Source organism: Lysinibacillus sp. fls2-241-R2A-57 (assembly GCF_030209535.1).
Taxonomy (GTDB): Bacteria; Bacillota; Bacilli; order Bacillales_A; family Planococcaceae; genus Lysinibacillus.
In genome coordinates, this window is sequence record NZ_JARVRU010000058.1 from 1 (window position 1) to 16,788 (window position 16,788).

15 protein-coding genes and 1 riboswitch are annotated in these 16,788 nt (G+C 38.0%); of the genes, 3 read left to right on the forward strand and 12 right to left on the reverse strand.

Annotated features, from left to right (window positions below):
* Window positions 1-155: 155 nt before the first annotated feature.
* The gene (locus QRN68_RS11925) at window positions 156-851 is read left to right on the forward strand and encodes a potassium channel family protein (RefSeq protein ID WP_285397102.1); all 696 of its coding nucleotides are present in this window, start codon (window positions 156-158) and stop codon (window positions 849-851) included.
* A gap of 424 nt (window positions 852-1,275) precedes the next feature.
* Here QRN68_RS11925 and QRN68_RS11930 read toward each other — a convergent pair whose 3' ends face one another.
* Complete coding sequence (locus QRN68_RS11930; RefSeq protein WP_285397103.1) at window positions 1,276-2,940, reverse strand: beta propeller repeat protein; 1,665 nt, start codon at window positions 2,938-2,940, stop codon at window positions 1,276-1,278.
* A gap of 292 nt (window positions 2,941-3,232) precedes the next feature.
* Here QRN68_RS11930 and QRN68_RS11935 point away from each other — a divergent pair, with 292 nt between their 5' ends.
* Window positions 3,233-3,535 carry a hypothetical protein gene (locus QRN68_RS11935; protein ID WP_285397104.1) on the forward strand — a complete coding sequence of 101 codons (303 nt, stop codon included), beginning with the start codon at window positions 3,233-3,235 and terminating at the stop codon, window positions 3,533-3,535.
* 108 nt (window positions 3,536-3,643) lie between these two features.
* On the opposite strand, the gene QRN68_RS11940 is transcribed toward QRN68_RS11935, so the two are convergent.
* The 6 genes from QRN68_RS11940 to mce all read right to left on the reverse strand — a co-directional run bounded on the left by QRN68_RS11940 (window position 3,644) and on the right by mce (window position 9,775).
* Complete coding sequence (locus QRN68_RS11940; protein WP_285397105.1) at window positions 3,644-4,531, reverse strand: amidase; 888 nt, start codon at window positions 4,529-4,531, stop codon at window positions 3,644-3,646.
* A 43-nt stretch (window positions 4,532-4,574) separates the two neighbouring features.
* A riboswitch (cyclic di-GMP riboswitch) is annotated at window positions 4,575-4,667 on the reverse strand.
* A 136-nt stretch (window positions 4,668-4,803) separates the two neighbouring features.
* On the reverse strand, window positions 4,804-5,292 hold the full coding sequence (locus QRN68_RS11945) for a chemotaxis protein CheW (RefSeq protein WP_285397106.1): 489 nt from the start codon (window positions 5,290-5,292) through the stop codon (window positions 4,804-4,806).
* A 25-nt stretch (window positions 5,293-5,317) separates the two neighbouring features.
* Window positions 5,318-6,433 carry a M20/M25/M40 family metallo-hydrolase gene (locus tag QRN68_RS11950; RefSeq protein ID WP_285397107.1) on the reverse strand — a complete coding sequence of 372 codons (1,116 nt, stop codon included), beginning with the start codon at window positions 6,431-6,433 and terminating at the stop codon, window positions 5,318-5,320.
* 277 nt (window positions 6,434-6,710) lie between these two features.
* Window positions 6,711-7,670, reverse strand: a complete 960-nt coding sequence (locus QRN68_RS11955; protein WP_285397108.1) for a hypothetical protein — start codon at window positions 7,668-7,670, stop codon at window positions 6,711-6,713.
* Between the two features lie 138 nt (window positions 7,671-7,808).
* On the reverse strand, window positions 7,809-9,356 hold the full coding sequence (locus QRN68_RS11960; protein ID WP_285397109.1) for an acyl-CoA carboxylase subunit beta: 1,548 nt from the start codon (window positions 9,354-9,356) through the stop codon (window positions 7,809-7,811).
* A 5-nt stretch (window positions 9,357-9,361) separates the two neighbouring features.
* On the reverse strand, window positions 9,362-9,775 hold the full coding sequence (gene mce / locus QRN68_RS11965; RefSeq protein WP_285397110.1) for a methylmalonyl-CoA epimerase: 414 nt from the start codon (window positions 9,773-9,775) through the stop codon (window positions 9,362-9,364).
* A 125-nt stretch (window positions 9,776-9,900) separates the two neighbouring features.
* On the opposite strand from mce, the gene prli42 reads away from it, so the two are divergent.
* The gene (gene prli42, locus QRN68_RS11970) at window positions 9,901-9,996 is read left to right on the forward strand and encodes a stressosome-associated protein Prli42 (RefSeq protein WP_285397111.1); all 96 of its coding nucleotides are present in this window, start codon (window positions 9,901-9,903) and stop codon (window positions 9,994-9,996) included.
* Window positions 9,997-10,016: 20 nt separating this feature from the next.
* Here prli42 and QRN68_RS11975 read toward each other — a convergent pair whose 3' ends face one another.
* From QRN68_RS11975 to QRN68_RS11995, 5 genes are all read right to left on the reverse strand, one after another.
* Window positions 10,017-10,994: an aromatic acid exporter family protein gene (locus tag QRN68_RS11975; RefSeq protein ID WP_285397112.1), complete on the reverse strand. Its 978-nt coding sequence runs from the start codon at window positions 10,992-10,994 to the stop codon at window positions 10,017-10,019.
* A gap of 230 nt (window positions 10,995-11,224) precedes the next feature.
* Window positions 11,225-11,665: a BrxA/BrxB family bacilliredoxin gene (locus tag QRN68_RS11980; RefSeq protein ID WP_285397113.1), complete on the reverse strand. Its 441-nt coding sequence runs from the start codon at window positions 11,663-11,665 to the stop codon at window positions 11,225-11,227.
* A gap of 125 nt (window positions 11,666-11,790) precedes the next feature.
* On the reverse strand, window positions 11,791-12,882 hold the full coding sequence (gene meaB, locus QRN68_RS11985) for a methylmalonyl Co-A mutase-associated GTPase MeaB (RefSeq protein ID WP_285397115.1): 1,092 nt from the start codon (window positions 12,880-12,882) through the stop codon (window positions 11,791-11,793).
* Window positions 12,882-15,035, reverse strand: a complete 2,154-nt coding sequence (scpA, locus tag QRN68_RS11990; protein ID WP_285397116.1) for a methylmalonyl-CoA mutase — start codon at window positions 15,033-15,035, stop codon at window positions 12,882-12,884. The genes meaB and scpA overlap by 1 nt, the downstream gene beginning before the upstream one ends.
* On the reverse strand, window positions 15,032-16,723 hold the full coding sequence (locus QRN68_RS11995; RefSeq protein ID WP_350224350.1) for a methylmalonyl-CoA mutase family protein: 1,692 nt from the start codon (window positions 16,721-16,723) through the stop codon (window positions 15,032-15,034). Before QRN68_RS11995 ends, scpA begins: the two co-directional genes overlap by 4 nt.
* Window positions 16,724-16,788: the final 65 nt, after the last annotated feature.

Here is a 16,788-nt window from a genome sequence, read left to right on the forward strand (position 1 = left end):
GGCCATTTGTCGTGCGTACCGTGAGGTGCGCATATTTTTTTGAATTCGGGCTTACATTCTAAGTCTTAAAGATGGAAATTGGCAGGGATATAAATTTAGAAGTATAATATGAATATATATGACTATTAAACTATTTGATATAGGCGGTCGATTTAGTGAAAAAGCTTGTAATTACATATGAAATTTTTATGATTGTTTTAATCCTTATCTCAGTAACCCTTGCTCTCATGGTTGATAAACGATTGGTGATGTTTCAACAAACTATTTGGCTCATATTCGTAGTGGATTACATTGTTCGTTTTGCACGAGCAGAACACAAGTGGGACTATGTAAAGAAACATCCCTTAGAGTTAGTAGCTATAATTCCTTTCGATTCCCTTTTAAGAGCAGCTAGACTCGTCCGTATATTTAAAGTTCTTCAATTGCTTGGTATCAGTTCTCGTTATTTAAAACCTTTTTATGCGGTGTTAAAAACGAATGGATTAGACAAAGCTTTCAAGTTTGGTGTCGCAATGTTATTTGTCATACCAATACCGATTGCTATAGTTGAACCAGCGATTGAAACTTACACTGAAGCGTTGTGGTGGGGTTTGATTACAATAACTACAGTTGGATATGGAGATATTGCGCCTGTTACCGGATTAGGTCGTTTAATGGCTGCAGTATTACTAATGGTAGGGATTGGGATTATCGGTATATTCACATCTGCACTTACTAATTATTTTAGTAATAAACCTAAAGAATCTCGAGATAAGCAAGTCTTGAAAATAATTCAGTCGATTGATGAGATTGAAGACATAACAAAAGAAGATATTGAGTTTATCCAGTCATTTTTGAAAAGGAAATTATGAATATACGCTAAAGGGTTCCCCATCGGAAGCGCCCGATTAAACAACAAAGGATTGCTATAGAAGCAATCCTTTGTTGTTTAATCACTATTTTTTCACATATTATTAATGGATGATAGAGTCCATTAACTTGTAATCGCCTTGTTGTAATTGTTTAATACAATTCTCCATCATCACCTTGTACCTTTGCATCTAATTCTGATGCTATTTCTTTCATTTTTTCAATAATTTTATCCCTAGCATGCGAAACGGTAATCTGATTTTCTACCACATAATATACTTTTCAAGTGCTTAGTTTAAGCATTTTGCAAAAGCCGGTACCTTTCGTTTAAGTAGAAAAAGGCTCTACTCCTTATTGAAGTAAAGCACCTGTTAGTTTAAAGTTCCACAATATATCTTTCTCATGGATATACACTTCAAATTTTTATCATCTCTGAGGAATCGTCATTTCTTCCCACGAATAATTTGGTATAGTTGCAATCCATAACGTATCTCCCATGATATCCACATCCGAAACGATGAAATCAACCGTATCAAACACCTTTTCAGGTCTTCTTTCATCTTTTGTGTTGATGGAATAAATAGCTTCACCTCTATGTGTATATCCGAATAGTTTCTCTCCTTTTTTAATAAGTTTAACTACCTCTTCATCAACTTTAATTTTTCTCCATGGTCCCTCTTGAAGATCTCGGATCCAAATTCCACTTTGTGTGGTAATAAATAGCCTATTATTAATCACTTTCATATCTAGAGGTTCATCATTACTATTCGGCATTGTTATTTCGTTCCACTCATCATTTGTCTTTCGAAGAATTTTCCTTTCTTCTGTGAGTCCTATTAAGTCACCATTATCCGATATTTGAACCACATAAAATGGTTTAGGAACAATTGCTTTTTCCCAACTCTCCCCTTGATTGGTCGTATAGTAAACCTTTCCATTTGATAGCACAGCAATATGGTTGTTGATTGAATAATCGACGTTCTCAATTGTGTGGTCTAATGAAAGAATTTTGGTTCCTTTACTTTTTGATGTATTACCTACCCATAATTCTTTTTCCGTAGCTACATATAATTGATCATTCATATCAAACCACGCGTGTGTTACATAATTATTAGCATGGAGTTCTGTCCATGTTTCTCCATTGTTACGGCTCCATTCAATAAAAGGTTGCTTGGTTGTACTAAATTGTGTTGGCTTTTTGTCTCCCCATACCACTAAATTGTTATTTCCTGCGACAACCCCTGTAATCGCCATCCCTTTTTTTGTTATATTATCGATGCCGATACGTTTGGATATTAATCCTCCACCGTATGGTAATTTATGAATGGCACTAACCACATCTCCATTTTGGGCATTGAATGAAATTCGAGTAAAACGGTTATCTCGATCATTTCCAATCACTGTTAGAATAGGCATACCATCAATACTATCAAGTGTAAAATGATATCCTGTTGCCCAATCTTTTCCTGGTTTTAGTCCGTATTTATCTTTTGCTATTTGAAGAACATCAGAGCTATCCAACTTAATCTCATCGTAGGGTATTGTTGGATCCTGAGTTTGCTTACTCGGTCTAAACACGGTAATTTTCTTTTCTGAGATACCAATTAGTACAAAATCATCTGTACCCGGAACCACAAAAATCATAAACCAATTTAAGCGTTTACCTGTTCCTCCCCTCGAGCCTCCCATCGTTTCATCCACACTGTTTATACTTGTAAGTGTTGCTTTTACATTCCATTCTTTCGCTCTCTGGAATCCAATGTCAATCGCTTCTTTTAACGTAATTTCACCATCTGAAACGATTCCTTCACGAGCAATCAATTTTCCAAGAACCTCTTCTTTCTTACCAACCGTCATTGGAAAAGGTACTGCTGTGAATCCATTCCGTTCTGAATATACATTAGGATAATCTCCGACCACGGAAGTTTTGGGATTTAATGTTTTTAAGGCTTCTAACACTACTTTTTTATCATTTAACAGTGTTTCTTGAAGCCCATTTAACTCTGAGCATTCTTTAGGTTGTGCATAAGCTTCAAAAGAACTCAAAGCCACTAATGATATGACTAAAATCAGTACATACAGTTCTTTCAAGATAAATTCACCTCTTTTCTAATTAATTTTCCCAATTAGAAAAAAATTATCAATCCATCTTAAAGTAACCTACACCGTTTGTTTAAGTACATTTCTTCATTTTAACATAAATATCCAATAAAAAATCACTTCTTAGAAAACAACTCTAGAGGTGATTTTTATCAAACTTTATTGCAAATTATCAATCTTGATTATAAACGATCCATTTTTTGATCATCAACAAAAGTTGTGGAAGACATTTTTTAAATATATGCCCTGTATATTGTTGATCTTCGTTCCGGCTGGCGACTCCTTGGGGATCACAGATGAGACCCTGGAGCAAGCAACGCGAGTGAAGCGGTTCATCGGACACCCCCAGAAAGCTTTGCTCTGCGCGAAAGCGAAGCGGCAGCGACAAATGTTTTATCTGCGCGAAAGCGAAGCGGCAGCGACAAAAGCGCCCAGTTTGGAACGGAAATCAACCACACGTTATGGTGATGAGTCATTTTTTTTTAAAAGCTACAAATATTTTCATTTCATTATAATGATTATTGAGGTGGTCGATAGTATCATTAAAAAGTCTAATAAACAAAAAAGCACACCACTATATAAGTGATGTACCTATTATTTAATATAATGTATGACATTAAAGATAACCTAATAATATTACTGATTTATAATACATTCACTCGTCTTTAATTATACAGAGTAGAGAGAGGATTTTTTACCGCTGCATATTCATCCAACTATCAACATGGTGAATAGCCAAACCACTATAGCTTGTTTTATTGGCATAATGCTGATGAACACGTGCTAGTTGTTTATTCATATAGGCTTCTCCATTATCATAAAAGGTAATATTTTTCCCTTCATCAGAGGCACCTGTTTCTACGCCAATAACAACTGATTTGTTTACTTTTTGTGCATACTCTATTTCATTTTCCACTATTTTGATAATGTCTTTAGCTGTATCTCGATAGGCCATAATCGAGACACTATCAACTTGATCGATAACCCATTCAGCTAAAATACCATTGCCATACTGGTTGCTATAGGCAATCTCATCAAACCAAAATGGCATATCGACTTCCAAAGGTATTTGTAATTGCTCAGTCCCCTCTTTCGCTTTAGTAAGAAGCGTTTGATAGGACTCAATTGTATTTTCTTGATTCAAGCTCCAACCACTATTTAAGTAGGGCTCTACATCAAGATGGACTCCAGAAAATTGTTCTGTTGCCCCTACATTCCCATTATATGTATATAACCAATCAAACATTTGATCCTGCATTTTATAGCCATCCTCTGAAACCCAGCTTGCAGCACCATCTAACGCATATACTTTAATACCTTGTGCTGTTGCTTTTTCAATAAAGCTTTTATAATAGTCAATTGCTATATCAGTATTAATCTGCAAATATACTTTATTTACATCTTTGCTTTCTAAAAATGAGAGTACGCCTGATTCATCTTCAACAATTTTTATCGTATCCCATAACCAAGTAGCCTTATCTTGCATGGCCATTGCCTCTACCTTTCCTGCTGTTAATCCGAGCGTACTTACAATTGTTACTATAAAAGCAATGATTGCTTTTGATAATGAACGACTTACCATATATTACATCTCCATTCTATGTGCCGAGGCTCATAGAACAGAACCTGGCAACCTGACAATCATGCACTATAAAATATAGTGTTTAGACTCATGGCTTTGCGTCCTTCCCTTTCGGTGAAGTTTGCCTTTTACAGTAGTTTTCTTACTTTACATAGTACGACGTTAAAACGAATATGTCTGTAGGTAAAATGCATAATTCTCTAGACAATTATCGAAAAAAAACAATAACAACACAGGTTATTTTTACTATAGCAGCAAAAAACGTAGAGTACTCAAGCCTCTACGTTTTCTTTTTCATTTTCAAGCATTTTGTGCAAATAATTAATAATTTCACGAATACCCTCTAATGAATTCACAAGTATTTTCGGATCTACATATGTGATCATACGATTTTCAAGATTTGCCACAGCTGTAAAGTAGCGTGTTTTTGAATAATTGACAAGCCCCATCTGCTTTAATACGGACTCATCAAAATCAAGAATTTCACGAGCTTCGGTGACAAGTAATCCGTAATTCACAACATCCGTATTCAATACAATAATCCTTGCTGTTGCAGCATTTGAAGAACGATTATAAAGAATACGCTCAAAATCAAGTACAGGTATAAGCTCGCCACGAATTCTTGTGAAGCCCATAAGATAATTAGGTAAATGAGGAATCGGTGTTACGTGCTCTAACTTTTCAATCGAAATCGCTTGTTCAACAGGCACTGCATATTCCTCTGTACCACAAGCAAAAACTACTGCCTTCACACTTTCCATGCGATCACATCCTCCGATTCTGTTATTATTTTTTTGCAGACTCTTTGACGATTTCGACAAGTAAATCTGCTAATTTTTCCAATTCTTCTACAGGAATTTTTTCATTTGTTGTATGAATATCCTCATACCCAACAGAAAGATTAACTGTAGGAATGCCAAAGCCAGCAATAACATTCGCATCAGAACCTCCGCCAGAAATACCAAGCTTTGGTGTGCGTTCAATGTTGTTTACAGCTGCCATTGCCACTTGAACAACTTTATCTTTTTCTGTTACACGGAATCCAGGGTACATTAGCTTCACTTCTACTTCAGCTCTTGCCCCTAATGAAGCAGAAACTTGTTCAAACGTCTCTTGCATATGCTTAGTTTGCGCATCTAGTTTTGTTTTGTCGATAGAACGTGCTTCTGCTAGTATTGTTACTTCATCACATACAATATTTGTTGCCTGACCACCCTCAAAGCGACCGATATTTGCTGTAGTTTCTTCATCCAAACGACCAAGTTTCATTTGCGCAATACATTTGGAAGCAACTGTAATCGCTGATACACCTTTTTCTGGAGCAACACCAGCATGTGCTGTTTTCCCAATTATTTTAGCGAAAATTTTAGCTTGGAAAGGCGCCGCTGTTACAATACCGCCTACTTTGCCATCACTGTCTACTGCAAAGCCATACTTTGCTTTAATTTTAGATGGATCTAACTCTTTAGCTCCAACAAGTCCACTTTCCTCACCTGCTGTAATAATAAACTCAATATCTCCATGCTCAATATTTTGCTCTTTTAAGCGTTTAGCCATCTCAAATAATGTGGCAAGACCAGCCTTGTCATCAGCACCTAAAATTGTAGTACCATCAGAAACGATATAGCCATCTTCACGAAGAGACGGTTTAATACCTTTACCTGGAACAACTGTATCCATATGAGAAGTAAAATAAATTGGTTCAACATCTAACGAACCTTTTAATGTAGCAAGTATATTCCCTGCACCATGCCCGTTACGAGTATGTGCATCATCTTGTTCTACTGTAAAGCCAAGTGCTGTTAATTTGTCGATTAAAATCGGCGCAATCACTTGTTCATGTTTTGTTTCTGAATCGATTTGTACGAGCTCAAAAAACTCTTCTACTAAACGACTTGTCATGTTGTAAGACTCCCTTAGTTTACGTGTTTTTCCACGTTATAGTATATGTATTATTTTAGCACAACATCTGCAGAGTTGAAATAATTCGCTTGAATAACGATAAACAAAATGCTCAAAGAAAACTTTGTGAATGTTGTATTTCTTTAAATGAGGGTTGATTAATGATTTCCGTTTCAGGCTGCTCTTTTTTCTGTGAGCTAGTGTCGAGGAGCTGCTCTTTTCTTATTGCGAAACAAAAAAAACCTGTGAAAGAAGAAGATTCTTTTCACAGGTTACTTTATATTGATGTTTGAAAAATAGCTTCTTTCTCTTTTTGTAGAGACTGCAAATAATCATCTGCGTTGTTATGTTTATCCTGTAGATGCCAAATTGTATTATGTACATCATCCTGAACACGAGATACTTGCTCTCTCGCTGTTGATATTTTGGAATGGACAGACCAAGCTGAAAAAATGTCATCAAAGAAATAGTCCGCAAATTTTACAAAGCCATCTGTTTCAACTGGTAATGATTTCGTTGACATATCTTGTACATCCAGTAGTTCGTTATGAAAGCGTTGCAAAGCAATTTGAGCATTATGAAGATAATTTTCGGACTTATCAAGTGCATCATGCTTTAAATGTGTAGCAATGACCCCTCCACCAAAGAACGTATCCCACGTTGAATAGCTATTAGCTGAATGTAACGAAGCTGCTGCTTGTCCAAGCTTTGTTAGCGCCGTTTCTCCCGCTTCTTCAGCTTCCTTAATTTCTGTAATAAGTTGTTTCGTTAGCATTTCTTCATTAGCTAATTGATCTAGCTGATTTGCCTGATCAGGATTATGTATTTGTAAATAGCCTTTCTTTTTAACATTGAGTTGTTTTAATGCTTCTTGCAACTCTTGTTCATGTATTTGAGAAAGTTTAGTGTTTATTTGCTCCAAATCATACGTCAAATCAACATCCATCTTCTTTGCTTCCTTTATTTTTAATTCAAGCACGGCTGCCCTGTCTATTTCTTCTGCACGTAGCTCATCTTGTTGCCCTGTCCACGTACGGATCATATTCATAAAAGAAAAGCCTTCTAACTTATCGAGCTTCATACGAATTTGATTGTGTGCTTTGGAATGTTTGTAAATTTCCTGTTGCGCATGCTCGATTTGCTTTTCAATTAAAAGCCTTTGTTCTCTTAACCTACTAATAGTTCTTAATTGTGCATGAATCATTTCTTGCTCTTTTTGTAATTGTTTCCATTCCATTTACCTCAACTCCTCTTACTATTTGTACGGATGAAATAAAAATATGTTTCAATTATCTGTCATTTCTTTTATCATCTAAAATTAGTTCAGTCTAAAAGAAAGCCTAGTAATCGAATGACTACTAGGCTTGTACAATTCTTATAGAGGAATGTTTCCGTGTTTTTTCTCTGGACGTGTTTCGTGTTTGTTTGATAACATATCTAGCCCTTGAATTAGTTTAATACGTGTATCACGTGGATCGATAACATCGTCTACCATACCGCGAGATGCCGCAACGTATGGATTTGCAAACTTTTCTTTATATTCTTCAATTTTCGCAGCACGTGTTGCTTCTGGATCTTCTGATTTTGCAATTTCACGCGCGAAAATGATGTTCGCTGCACCTGCCGCTCCCATAACCGCAATCTCTGCGTTAGGCCAAGCAAATACAAGGTCAGCTCCAATTGATTTAGAGTTAAGGGCAACGTATGCACCACCATATGCTTTACGCAGAATGACTGTAATTTTTGGTACAGTTGCTTCCGAGTATGCATAAAGGATTTTCGCTCCGTGACGGATGATACCGCCATGCTCTTGTTTAACCCCAGGGAAGAAGCCAGAAACGTCTTCAAAAGTGATAATTGGTATATTGTAAGCATCACAAGTACGGATGAAACGAGCAGCCTTGTCCGAAGAATCAATATCTAACCCGCCAGCTAGTACTTTAGGTTGGTTACATACTAGACCAACAGATTCACCAGCAATACGTGCAAAACCAACAACTACGTTTTTAGCAAATTCTGAGTGAACTTCCATGAATGAACCTTCGTCCACTACTTGCTCCACTACTTTACGTACATCATAAGGACGTGTTGTTTCGATTGGCACCGTATCCACGATTTCTGGACGATAATCATCGCCCTCTGGACGTGCTTGACGCGGAGCTTTTTCTTTATTATTTTGTGGTAAGTAGCTTAATAGCTTTTTAATTTGATTAATAGCTTCTTCTTCAGATGGTGCGCGGAAGTGTGCGTTACCACTAACTGCGTTGTTTACTTTAGAACCACCTAAATCTTCAGCAGAGATTTTTTCACCTGTTACCGTTTCGATAACTTTAGGTCCTGTAATGAACATTTGAGATGTTTTATCAACCATTAGAATGAAGTCTGTAATTGCTGGAGAATATACCGCTCCACCAGCACATGGTCCCATGATAACTGAGATTTGAGGAATTACCCCAGAGTAGATTGCATTACGATAGAAAATATGACCATAACCATCAAGTGAAAGTACACCTTCTTGAATACGAGCACCACCTGAATCATTAATACCGATGAATGGTGTACCATTTTTCGCAGCTAGGTCCATCACTGTTGCCATTTTCTTAGCATGCATTTCACCAAGCGCTCCACCAAATACTGTGAAATCTTGAGAGAATAAGTATACTGAACGACCGTTGATTTTACCGAAACCAGTTACTACACCATCACCAGGACCTTCCATTTTGTCCATACCGAAGTCTACTGTACGGTGTGTTATGAATGGGTTGATCTCAAAAAATGTATCTTCGTCAAGTAATAATTCAATACGCTCACGAGCTGTTAATTTCCCTTTTTCATGTTGCTTGTCGATACGCTCATAGCCACCACCAAGTTCAATTACCGTCTTACGGTCATACAAGTCATTAATTTTGTCGAACATATCCATACTGATCACTTATCCCCTTTTCCACTTTTATCACATAATTCATATAACACACCGAAAGATGATTTCGGATGCATGAAAGCAACCTCAGCACCACCAGCACCTGGTCCTGGTTCTTCAGATAAAAGACGTACGCCTTTGTCGCGAAGCTCTGCCATACGCTCACGAATTCCTGTCACACCGAAAGCTACATGGTGAATACCTTCTCCACGTTTTTCGATATATCCGTGAATAGTACTTTTTTCACTCATCGGTTCTAATAACTCAATTTTTACGTTACCCGCATCAATGAATGCAACACGAACCTGTTGAGATTCTACTTCTTCCACTTTCAGTAACTTTAAACCTAAAGTTTCTGTATAATATGTAATGCGTTCATCAAGATCGCGGACTGCAATCCCAATATGATCTACTTTCTCCATGGTGACATCTCCTTCTGTTATGGTACATGATCTATTTTACAGACTTTTTTGTCAAAACTCTACTACTTGAGAAATTTTTCAGATTTGCTAAACTATTTATAAGAAAAGAAGGAGCGAACGAGCATATGAGTAATAAAAAATTTCAAAAAATCGTTGTTTATACTATGATTGTGATTATGTTAATCTCATCTCTAGCATTTGGTTTATCAATGATAATCTAAAGAAAGGCGAGGCGTCTGCATTACTGCGGACGCTCTTTCTTTACCTTTAAACCCTTAAAAGACTGCTTAATTTCTAAATAGCGATCCATTTCCTCTATAAATTGATAAAGTGCCGCTTGTGCTAGAAATTGTTCATGGTTTTTCGGTAAAGGTAATTGGGCGAAATCTCGCTTTACTTGCTCTAGCTTTTCTCTAAAATGACTAGCCGTATTTCCTGAATGAACGTGCTCACCGAGGTCTTGCAAAAAATCTGCAACGATAATCGCCTCTTGTACTATAACAGGAAGTGCCGTTATTTTCGGTAGTACCCTATCAATAATTTCTAACTGCTGTTCACGCATATCAAAATACATGTAATAGTCATTTTTTCGTCTCGTAAAATGATTTTCAACATCTTTAAACGCTAGGGATTTCGCACTATTCAACGCTTTAATCGCTTCAATAATTTCCTGACCATCCCACAATGTATCGCCTTCTCTTAAATAGTTGGCAATTTCCAAAAAAATCTTACTGTAAAGTTCTTCAATTTTAACCCGATAGTAATTTAATTCCTTTTGAATGTCTGGCATATACATATTTATAGCTATTCCCGTCCCATAACCAATTGCCATTAATGCGAATTCATTATAAACAAGTCCCAATGAAAAACTTTTAGCAGCGTAAATATGCATGATAATAACCGCACTAGAAACAAAGCCATCCGCTACTTTTAATGACACGATTGTTGGTATAAAAATGATAAGCATACCTGCTAATGTAAGCGGATGATAGGAAAATAGCTCAAAGCTCAAAAATGCATAAAGCATACCGATCATACTTGCGACGAATCGTGTATAGGCTGCATGAATGGATTTTTTCTTCGTTGGCTGTACACATAATATTGTTAGAATACCAGCTGATGCATAAGAAGCTAAATCAAAATATTGGGCAATGGCAATAGCGATTGCTGCACCAAATGCCGTTTTTAAAGTACGATAGCCGATTGAAAATTTCTTCAAGTCGACTGCCTCCCATCCTTCAGTATTCTATTTATTTTACTCATTTCAAAGAAAACTATCAGCCGTTCATTTAGCCAATATTACAAAAATTATAAATGCACTTTAATTACGTCTAAAGATACCAAAGCTACCCACGGAGAATGTGGTTAGTAAGAAGTCTCCGCAGACGCTTTATAGCCCGCGGAGCTTTCTACTAAAGAATAACTTCACTTTTAATTCAATGATTGAAATTAAAGTTCGTCGCAGTATTCCTCGAAGTTTGCTTGTAGGTTTGTCACTACTGACATTGGGTCATGCCCCTCAATTTCATAGCGTCCAACTTCTGCTACTACTTGTCCATCCTTTAATAACACAAATGATGGGGAAGATGGTAAATGATCTTCACCGAAGTGATAACGTGCAGCTGCAGTTGCTTCTTTATCTTGACCAGCAAATACCGTTACAAGATGGTCTGGACGTTTATCATAATGTACGCATTGTGCTGCTGCTGGACGTGCGATACCCCCTGCACAGCCGCATACTGAGTTTACCATGACTAATGTTGTACCTGGACGAGCAAACGCCTCTTCAACAGCTTCTGGTGTGCGTAGCTGTTCATAACCAGCTGCCTCAATTTCCGCACGAGCTGTTTTTAAAATTTCTTGCATAAATAAATCGTAATCCATATTCATATAGCGATTAGCCCCTTTCAAGTTCGCGTCAACCTAGACGATATTAGACGCTCATACATCTCCTATCATAGCAGTTAGTGACGAATTTGTGCACCTACTTGCTCATATAAATGAACATATTGTAGCTATGATTGTTCATCGCCAAATAAACGATCTACACCTTGTGTTACTGTCAACTGTCCATTTAAAATTTGACGTTCGAGAAGTTGCACTTGTGCTTTACGCTCCGGATTGCCATAAAACGAATCAATTAACTGGTCAATAATCATCGATTGGAACCAATCTTTTGTCTGATTTTGGCGTCTGATCAACCAGTAATTATTTCCTTCCACGATTTGTCTGAATTCCGCTATTGTACTCCATACTTTGTCGAGGCCACGTTTTTCCCACGAACTTACTGGCATTGCTGTCGACATCCATCCTGGAGTTGCAGGCTGTAAGAAATGTAAGATTTGCTTATATTCGGATACCGTTTTTTTTGCTAGACGAACATTATCGCCATCAGCCTTATGGACAACGATGGCATCCGCTAACTCCATAATGCCCTTTTTCATGCCTTGGAGCTCGTCTCCAGCACCTGTTAAAACTAACAGTAAGAAGAAATCAACCATACCACGGACATACGTTTCACTTTGTCCAACACCGACTGTTTCTATTAAAATGACATCATAGCCGGCTGCTTCACAAACAAGCATCGTTTCACGTGTCTTTTTATGAACACCCCCCAGGGTACCAGCTGAAGGAGAGGGACGAACAAATGCATTAGGCTTCTTCACGAGCTCTTCCATTCGAGTTTTATCGCCTAAAATGCTTCCTCCAGATAAAGAAGAGCTTGGATCAATCGCAAGGACTGCCACTTTTTTTCCCATCTCACAAAGCATCGTTCCGAAAGCCTCAATGAACGAACTCTTTCCCGCACCAGGAACGCCTGTAATCCCAATACGGACACTGTTTCCTGTATGTGGTAGAAGCTCTTGTAGAAGTTCTTGTGCTTGCACTTTATGCGTTACATTTGAACTTTCAATGAGTGTAATAGCTTTTGACAAGTGTGTACGAGAGCCTGCACGTACTTCTCGTGCAAGCTCCTGTATGTTTAGTTTGTCTGCTTTTTTCTTGCGGAATTTTTTCGGTGTACCATATTGCATTCCGTCGTGAGTTGCCTCTACTCCGTCCATAACAAATAGCGCACTTTCTGGCATTCCTTTGTTTTTGTCCATTATTCAGACACTTCCTCGTAGCCTAAACGTTTGTAAATCTCTTCAATAATCTTTTGTGCTGATACAGGAATAACTGTACCAGGTCCAAAAATCGCTACTGCGCCAGCGTTATAAAGGAAATCATAATCTTGTGCTGGAATTACACCACCAACAATAATAATGATATCTTCGCGGCCTAGTTTTTCTAGCTCTGCTACTAATTCAGGAACTAAAGTTTTATGACCAGCTGCTAATGAAGATACGCCAATCACATGAACATCGTTTTCCACTGCCATTTGAGCTGCCTCAGCCGGTGTCATAAATAACGGTGAAATATCTACGTCAAATCCTAAGTCAGCATAACCCGTTGCCACGACCTTCGCACCACGGTCATGTCCATCTTGTCCCATTTTCGCTACTAAAATACGTGGACGACGACCTTCATTTTCAAGGAACTCCTCTGTCATTTGTTTCACTTCAGTAATTTGCTCTTCATCTGAGAAGTTTGCAGAGTACACGCCAGAGATTGAACGGATTACCGCTTTATGACGACCAGAAACAACTTCAATTGCATCGGAAATTTCGCCTAATGAAGCACGAGCACGAGCAGCATCTACTGCTATTGCTAATAAGTTTTCTTCACCATCTTGCGCCGCTTTCGTTAATCGCGCTAGATGTTTTTGTACTTCAGCTTCATCACGAGCTGCCTTCATCGCTTCTAAACGTTCAATTTGCTTTTGACGAACTAGTGTATTATCAATGTCAAGAATGTCGATCGGTTCTTCTTTTTCTAAACGATATTTGTTGACACCAACGATTGTTTCAGTTTTAGAGTCGATTTTCGCTTGACGTTTTGCCGCAGCTTCCTCGACTTTCATTTTTGGAAGACCTGTTTCAATCGCTTTCGCCATACCGCCAAGCTCTTCGATTTCTTCAATTAATGCCCACGCAGATTTTGTAATCTCGTCTGTCAATTTTTCCACATAGTATGAACCGCCCCATGGATCAATTACTTTCGTCATTGCCGTTTCTTCTTGTAAGAATAGCTGTGTATTACGTGCAATACGTGCAGAGAAATCCGTTGGTAGAGCAATCGCTTCATCAAGTGCATTTGTATGAAGAGATTGCGTATGCCCCATTGATGACGCATTCGCTTCGATTAATGTACGTGTCACATTGTTAAATGGATCTTGCTCTGTTAAAGACCAGCCAGATGTTTGTGAGTGTGTACGAAGTGCTAATGTCTTAGGATTTTTTGGATTAAACGTTGACATCATTTGTGCCCAAATTCGGCGTGCTGCACGCATTTTTGCAACTTCCATATAATAGTTCATACCGATTGCCCAGAAGAATGATAAACGCGGTGCAAAGGCATCAATATCGATTCCAGCTTTAAGCCCTGTACGAACATATTCAAGACCATCTGCTAATGTGTAAGCAAGCTCGATGTCATTTGTTGCCCCCGCTTCTTGAATATGGTAACCAGAGATCGAAATTGAGTTAAATTTTGGCATATATTTCGCCGTAAATTCAAAAATATCTGCAATAATTTTCATAGACATTGCTGGCGGATAAATATATGTGTTACGAACCATGTATTCTTTTAAAATATCGTTTTGAATCGTACCAGCAAGCTTGTCTGGTGTAACTCCCTGCTCTTCAGCTGCAACGATATAGAATGCAAGAACTGGTAATACAGCACCATTCATTGTCATAGAAACCGACATTTGATCTAAAGGAATTTGGTCAAATAAGATTTTCATATCTTCTACTGAGTCAATCGCAACCCCAGCTTTACCAACATCCCCTGTTACACGTGGATGGTCTGAGTCATAGCCACGGTGAGTTGCTAAGTCAAAGGCAACAGAAAGACCTTTTTGACCCATTGCTAAGTTACGTTTGTAGAATGCATTTGATTCTTCAGCTGTTGAGAAACCAGCATATTGACGAACTGTCCAAGGACGAGCTACATACATAGTAGGGTATGGACCACGTGTATTTGGCGCAATACCTGCAACATCATTTAAATGTTTTGCATCTTTAATATCTTCTTTTGAATAAATATCTTTAATTTCGATACCTTCATTTGTCATGAATTTTTCTTCTGACGCTTGAGGTGCTTCAGCTGCTAATACTTTTTCGATTTCAACTGCACTAAAATTTGGCTTGCTCATCGTTGGACCTCCTTCATGCTAGCGAACACTGAATTAAATTTTTCAATGATGTTCTGTCCTGCGAAAATAAAGCCGTTTAAGCCATTTGCTAACCAAGCTTCTTCTTCGTCTTTAAATTTACCTGCAACGTCAACAATTACGTTAGCTGGTTTACCTGCTAAAATTGCCGGTACTAATTCTTTTGTATCATCATCATTACCTGCGATCACCACATATGTAGCTTCAGTAGAGTTTATCCAAGCTAGTGCTTCTTCAGCTGTAGCAACTGGTTCACTTTTTTCTGGTACTAGACCTACAGTGTTTAAGAAACCTGACACGAAATCGGCACGTGGTTTTGAGCTTTTTAGTGTACCTAATGCTAAAATCCCTGTTTTCACATTTGCCGCTGTCATTTCAGCACGTAATTGCTCGAAAGGTATAGCAATTCGCTTAATCTCTGCAAACGCTGGATTTGTTGCGCTTTCAAACACATCTGCTGGGTTGGCATAAATATTTGTACCGATTAATGATTGCTTACGCGTTTGTGCCGCCTTAATACGAGCTTGATAAGATTTTTCCAGTTCCTCAGCAAGCTGTCCTGATGCAGTGTAAGCGTCGATGCCTCCAGCTGCTTCAATTTCTAAGAACAATGCCCAAGCTTCTTTCACAAAATCTGCTGTTAATGACTCAATAAAGTAAGAGCCACCAGCTGGGTCTATAACTTTTAAAACATTTGTTTCTTCTTTTAAGATTAAAGATACATTCCGTGCAATACGAACCGATTGATCTGTTGGTGTCGTTAATGCATCATGAGGGTGAACTGTAAAGACATCCGCACCACCGATTAAGCCCGAAAGCGCTTCATTTGCTGCACGTAATAAGTTTACATAAACATCCAACTTCGAAAAGCTTCTTAATGACGTCTCAGCAATAGTTGGAACTTTTACGCTGTCAGATACTCCATAAGCGGATGAGAACGCTTTCCAAAGTACTTTAAAAGCACGAAGTTTGGCAATCTCTGTAAAGAACTGTGTATCAATAGCAAAAGATACATAAAATTTCTGCGCGAATGCTTCAAAGCTTTCTTCTTGATTTGCGTATTTTGCCGCTAATGCAAGTGCATAAGCTAACTCTTGCACAGCGTTAGCTCCTTCATTATGATAAACCGTTGTGTCCGCGCCGACTGAGCGCACGCTCGGGAAATCAGTTAAAGAGATTAGGTTTTTCGATACGATGAAACCTTTTACATTTTCTCGCTGATCAACTGTTATTTTGTCGAATACTGCTAATAATGGGTCATTTGAATTTTCAACCGACATTTTAAACGAATATTCTGTGAAATAATTCGCTAATTGTGCCAATACTTCTTCAGTCCATTCAAAATTTACACGGCTATCAATTGTTACTACTTCATTGCCTCGAGCTAAGCTATCATCAAGCTTTGCAAAAAATGCTTCGCTTGTATCAGCGTATATTTGTTGTGCCACTCGATATGCTTGATTATTTTGTAGGGAACGGATTGTGGCAACTTGTTTATCAAGTTCTTCACCAAGTTTTGCTACTAAACTTTCTTGAGTGTAAAGTGGTTCTAGTGTAACACCTTCACTTGTTTTCGTTAAAAGAGACTCGAATGGTTTCCCTTTTAAAGCCTTGATTGCTGCATCTTGCCATTCTGAATAGGACGGCTTTTCAAATTCAATATTTTTCATGTTGTTTGACATGCGGACGCTTAATCAGCTTCCCCCCTTAGTAGTTTCTACTTGTTATTCTACAT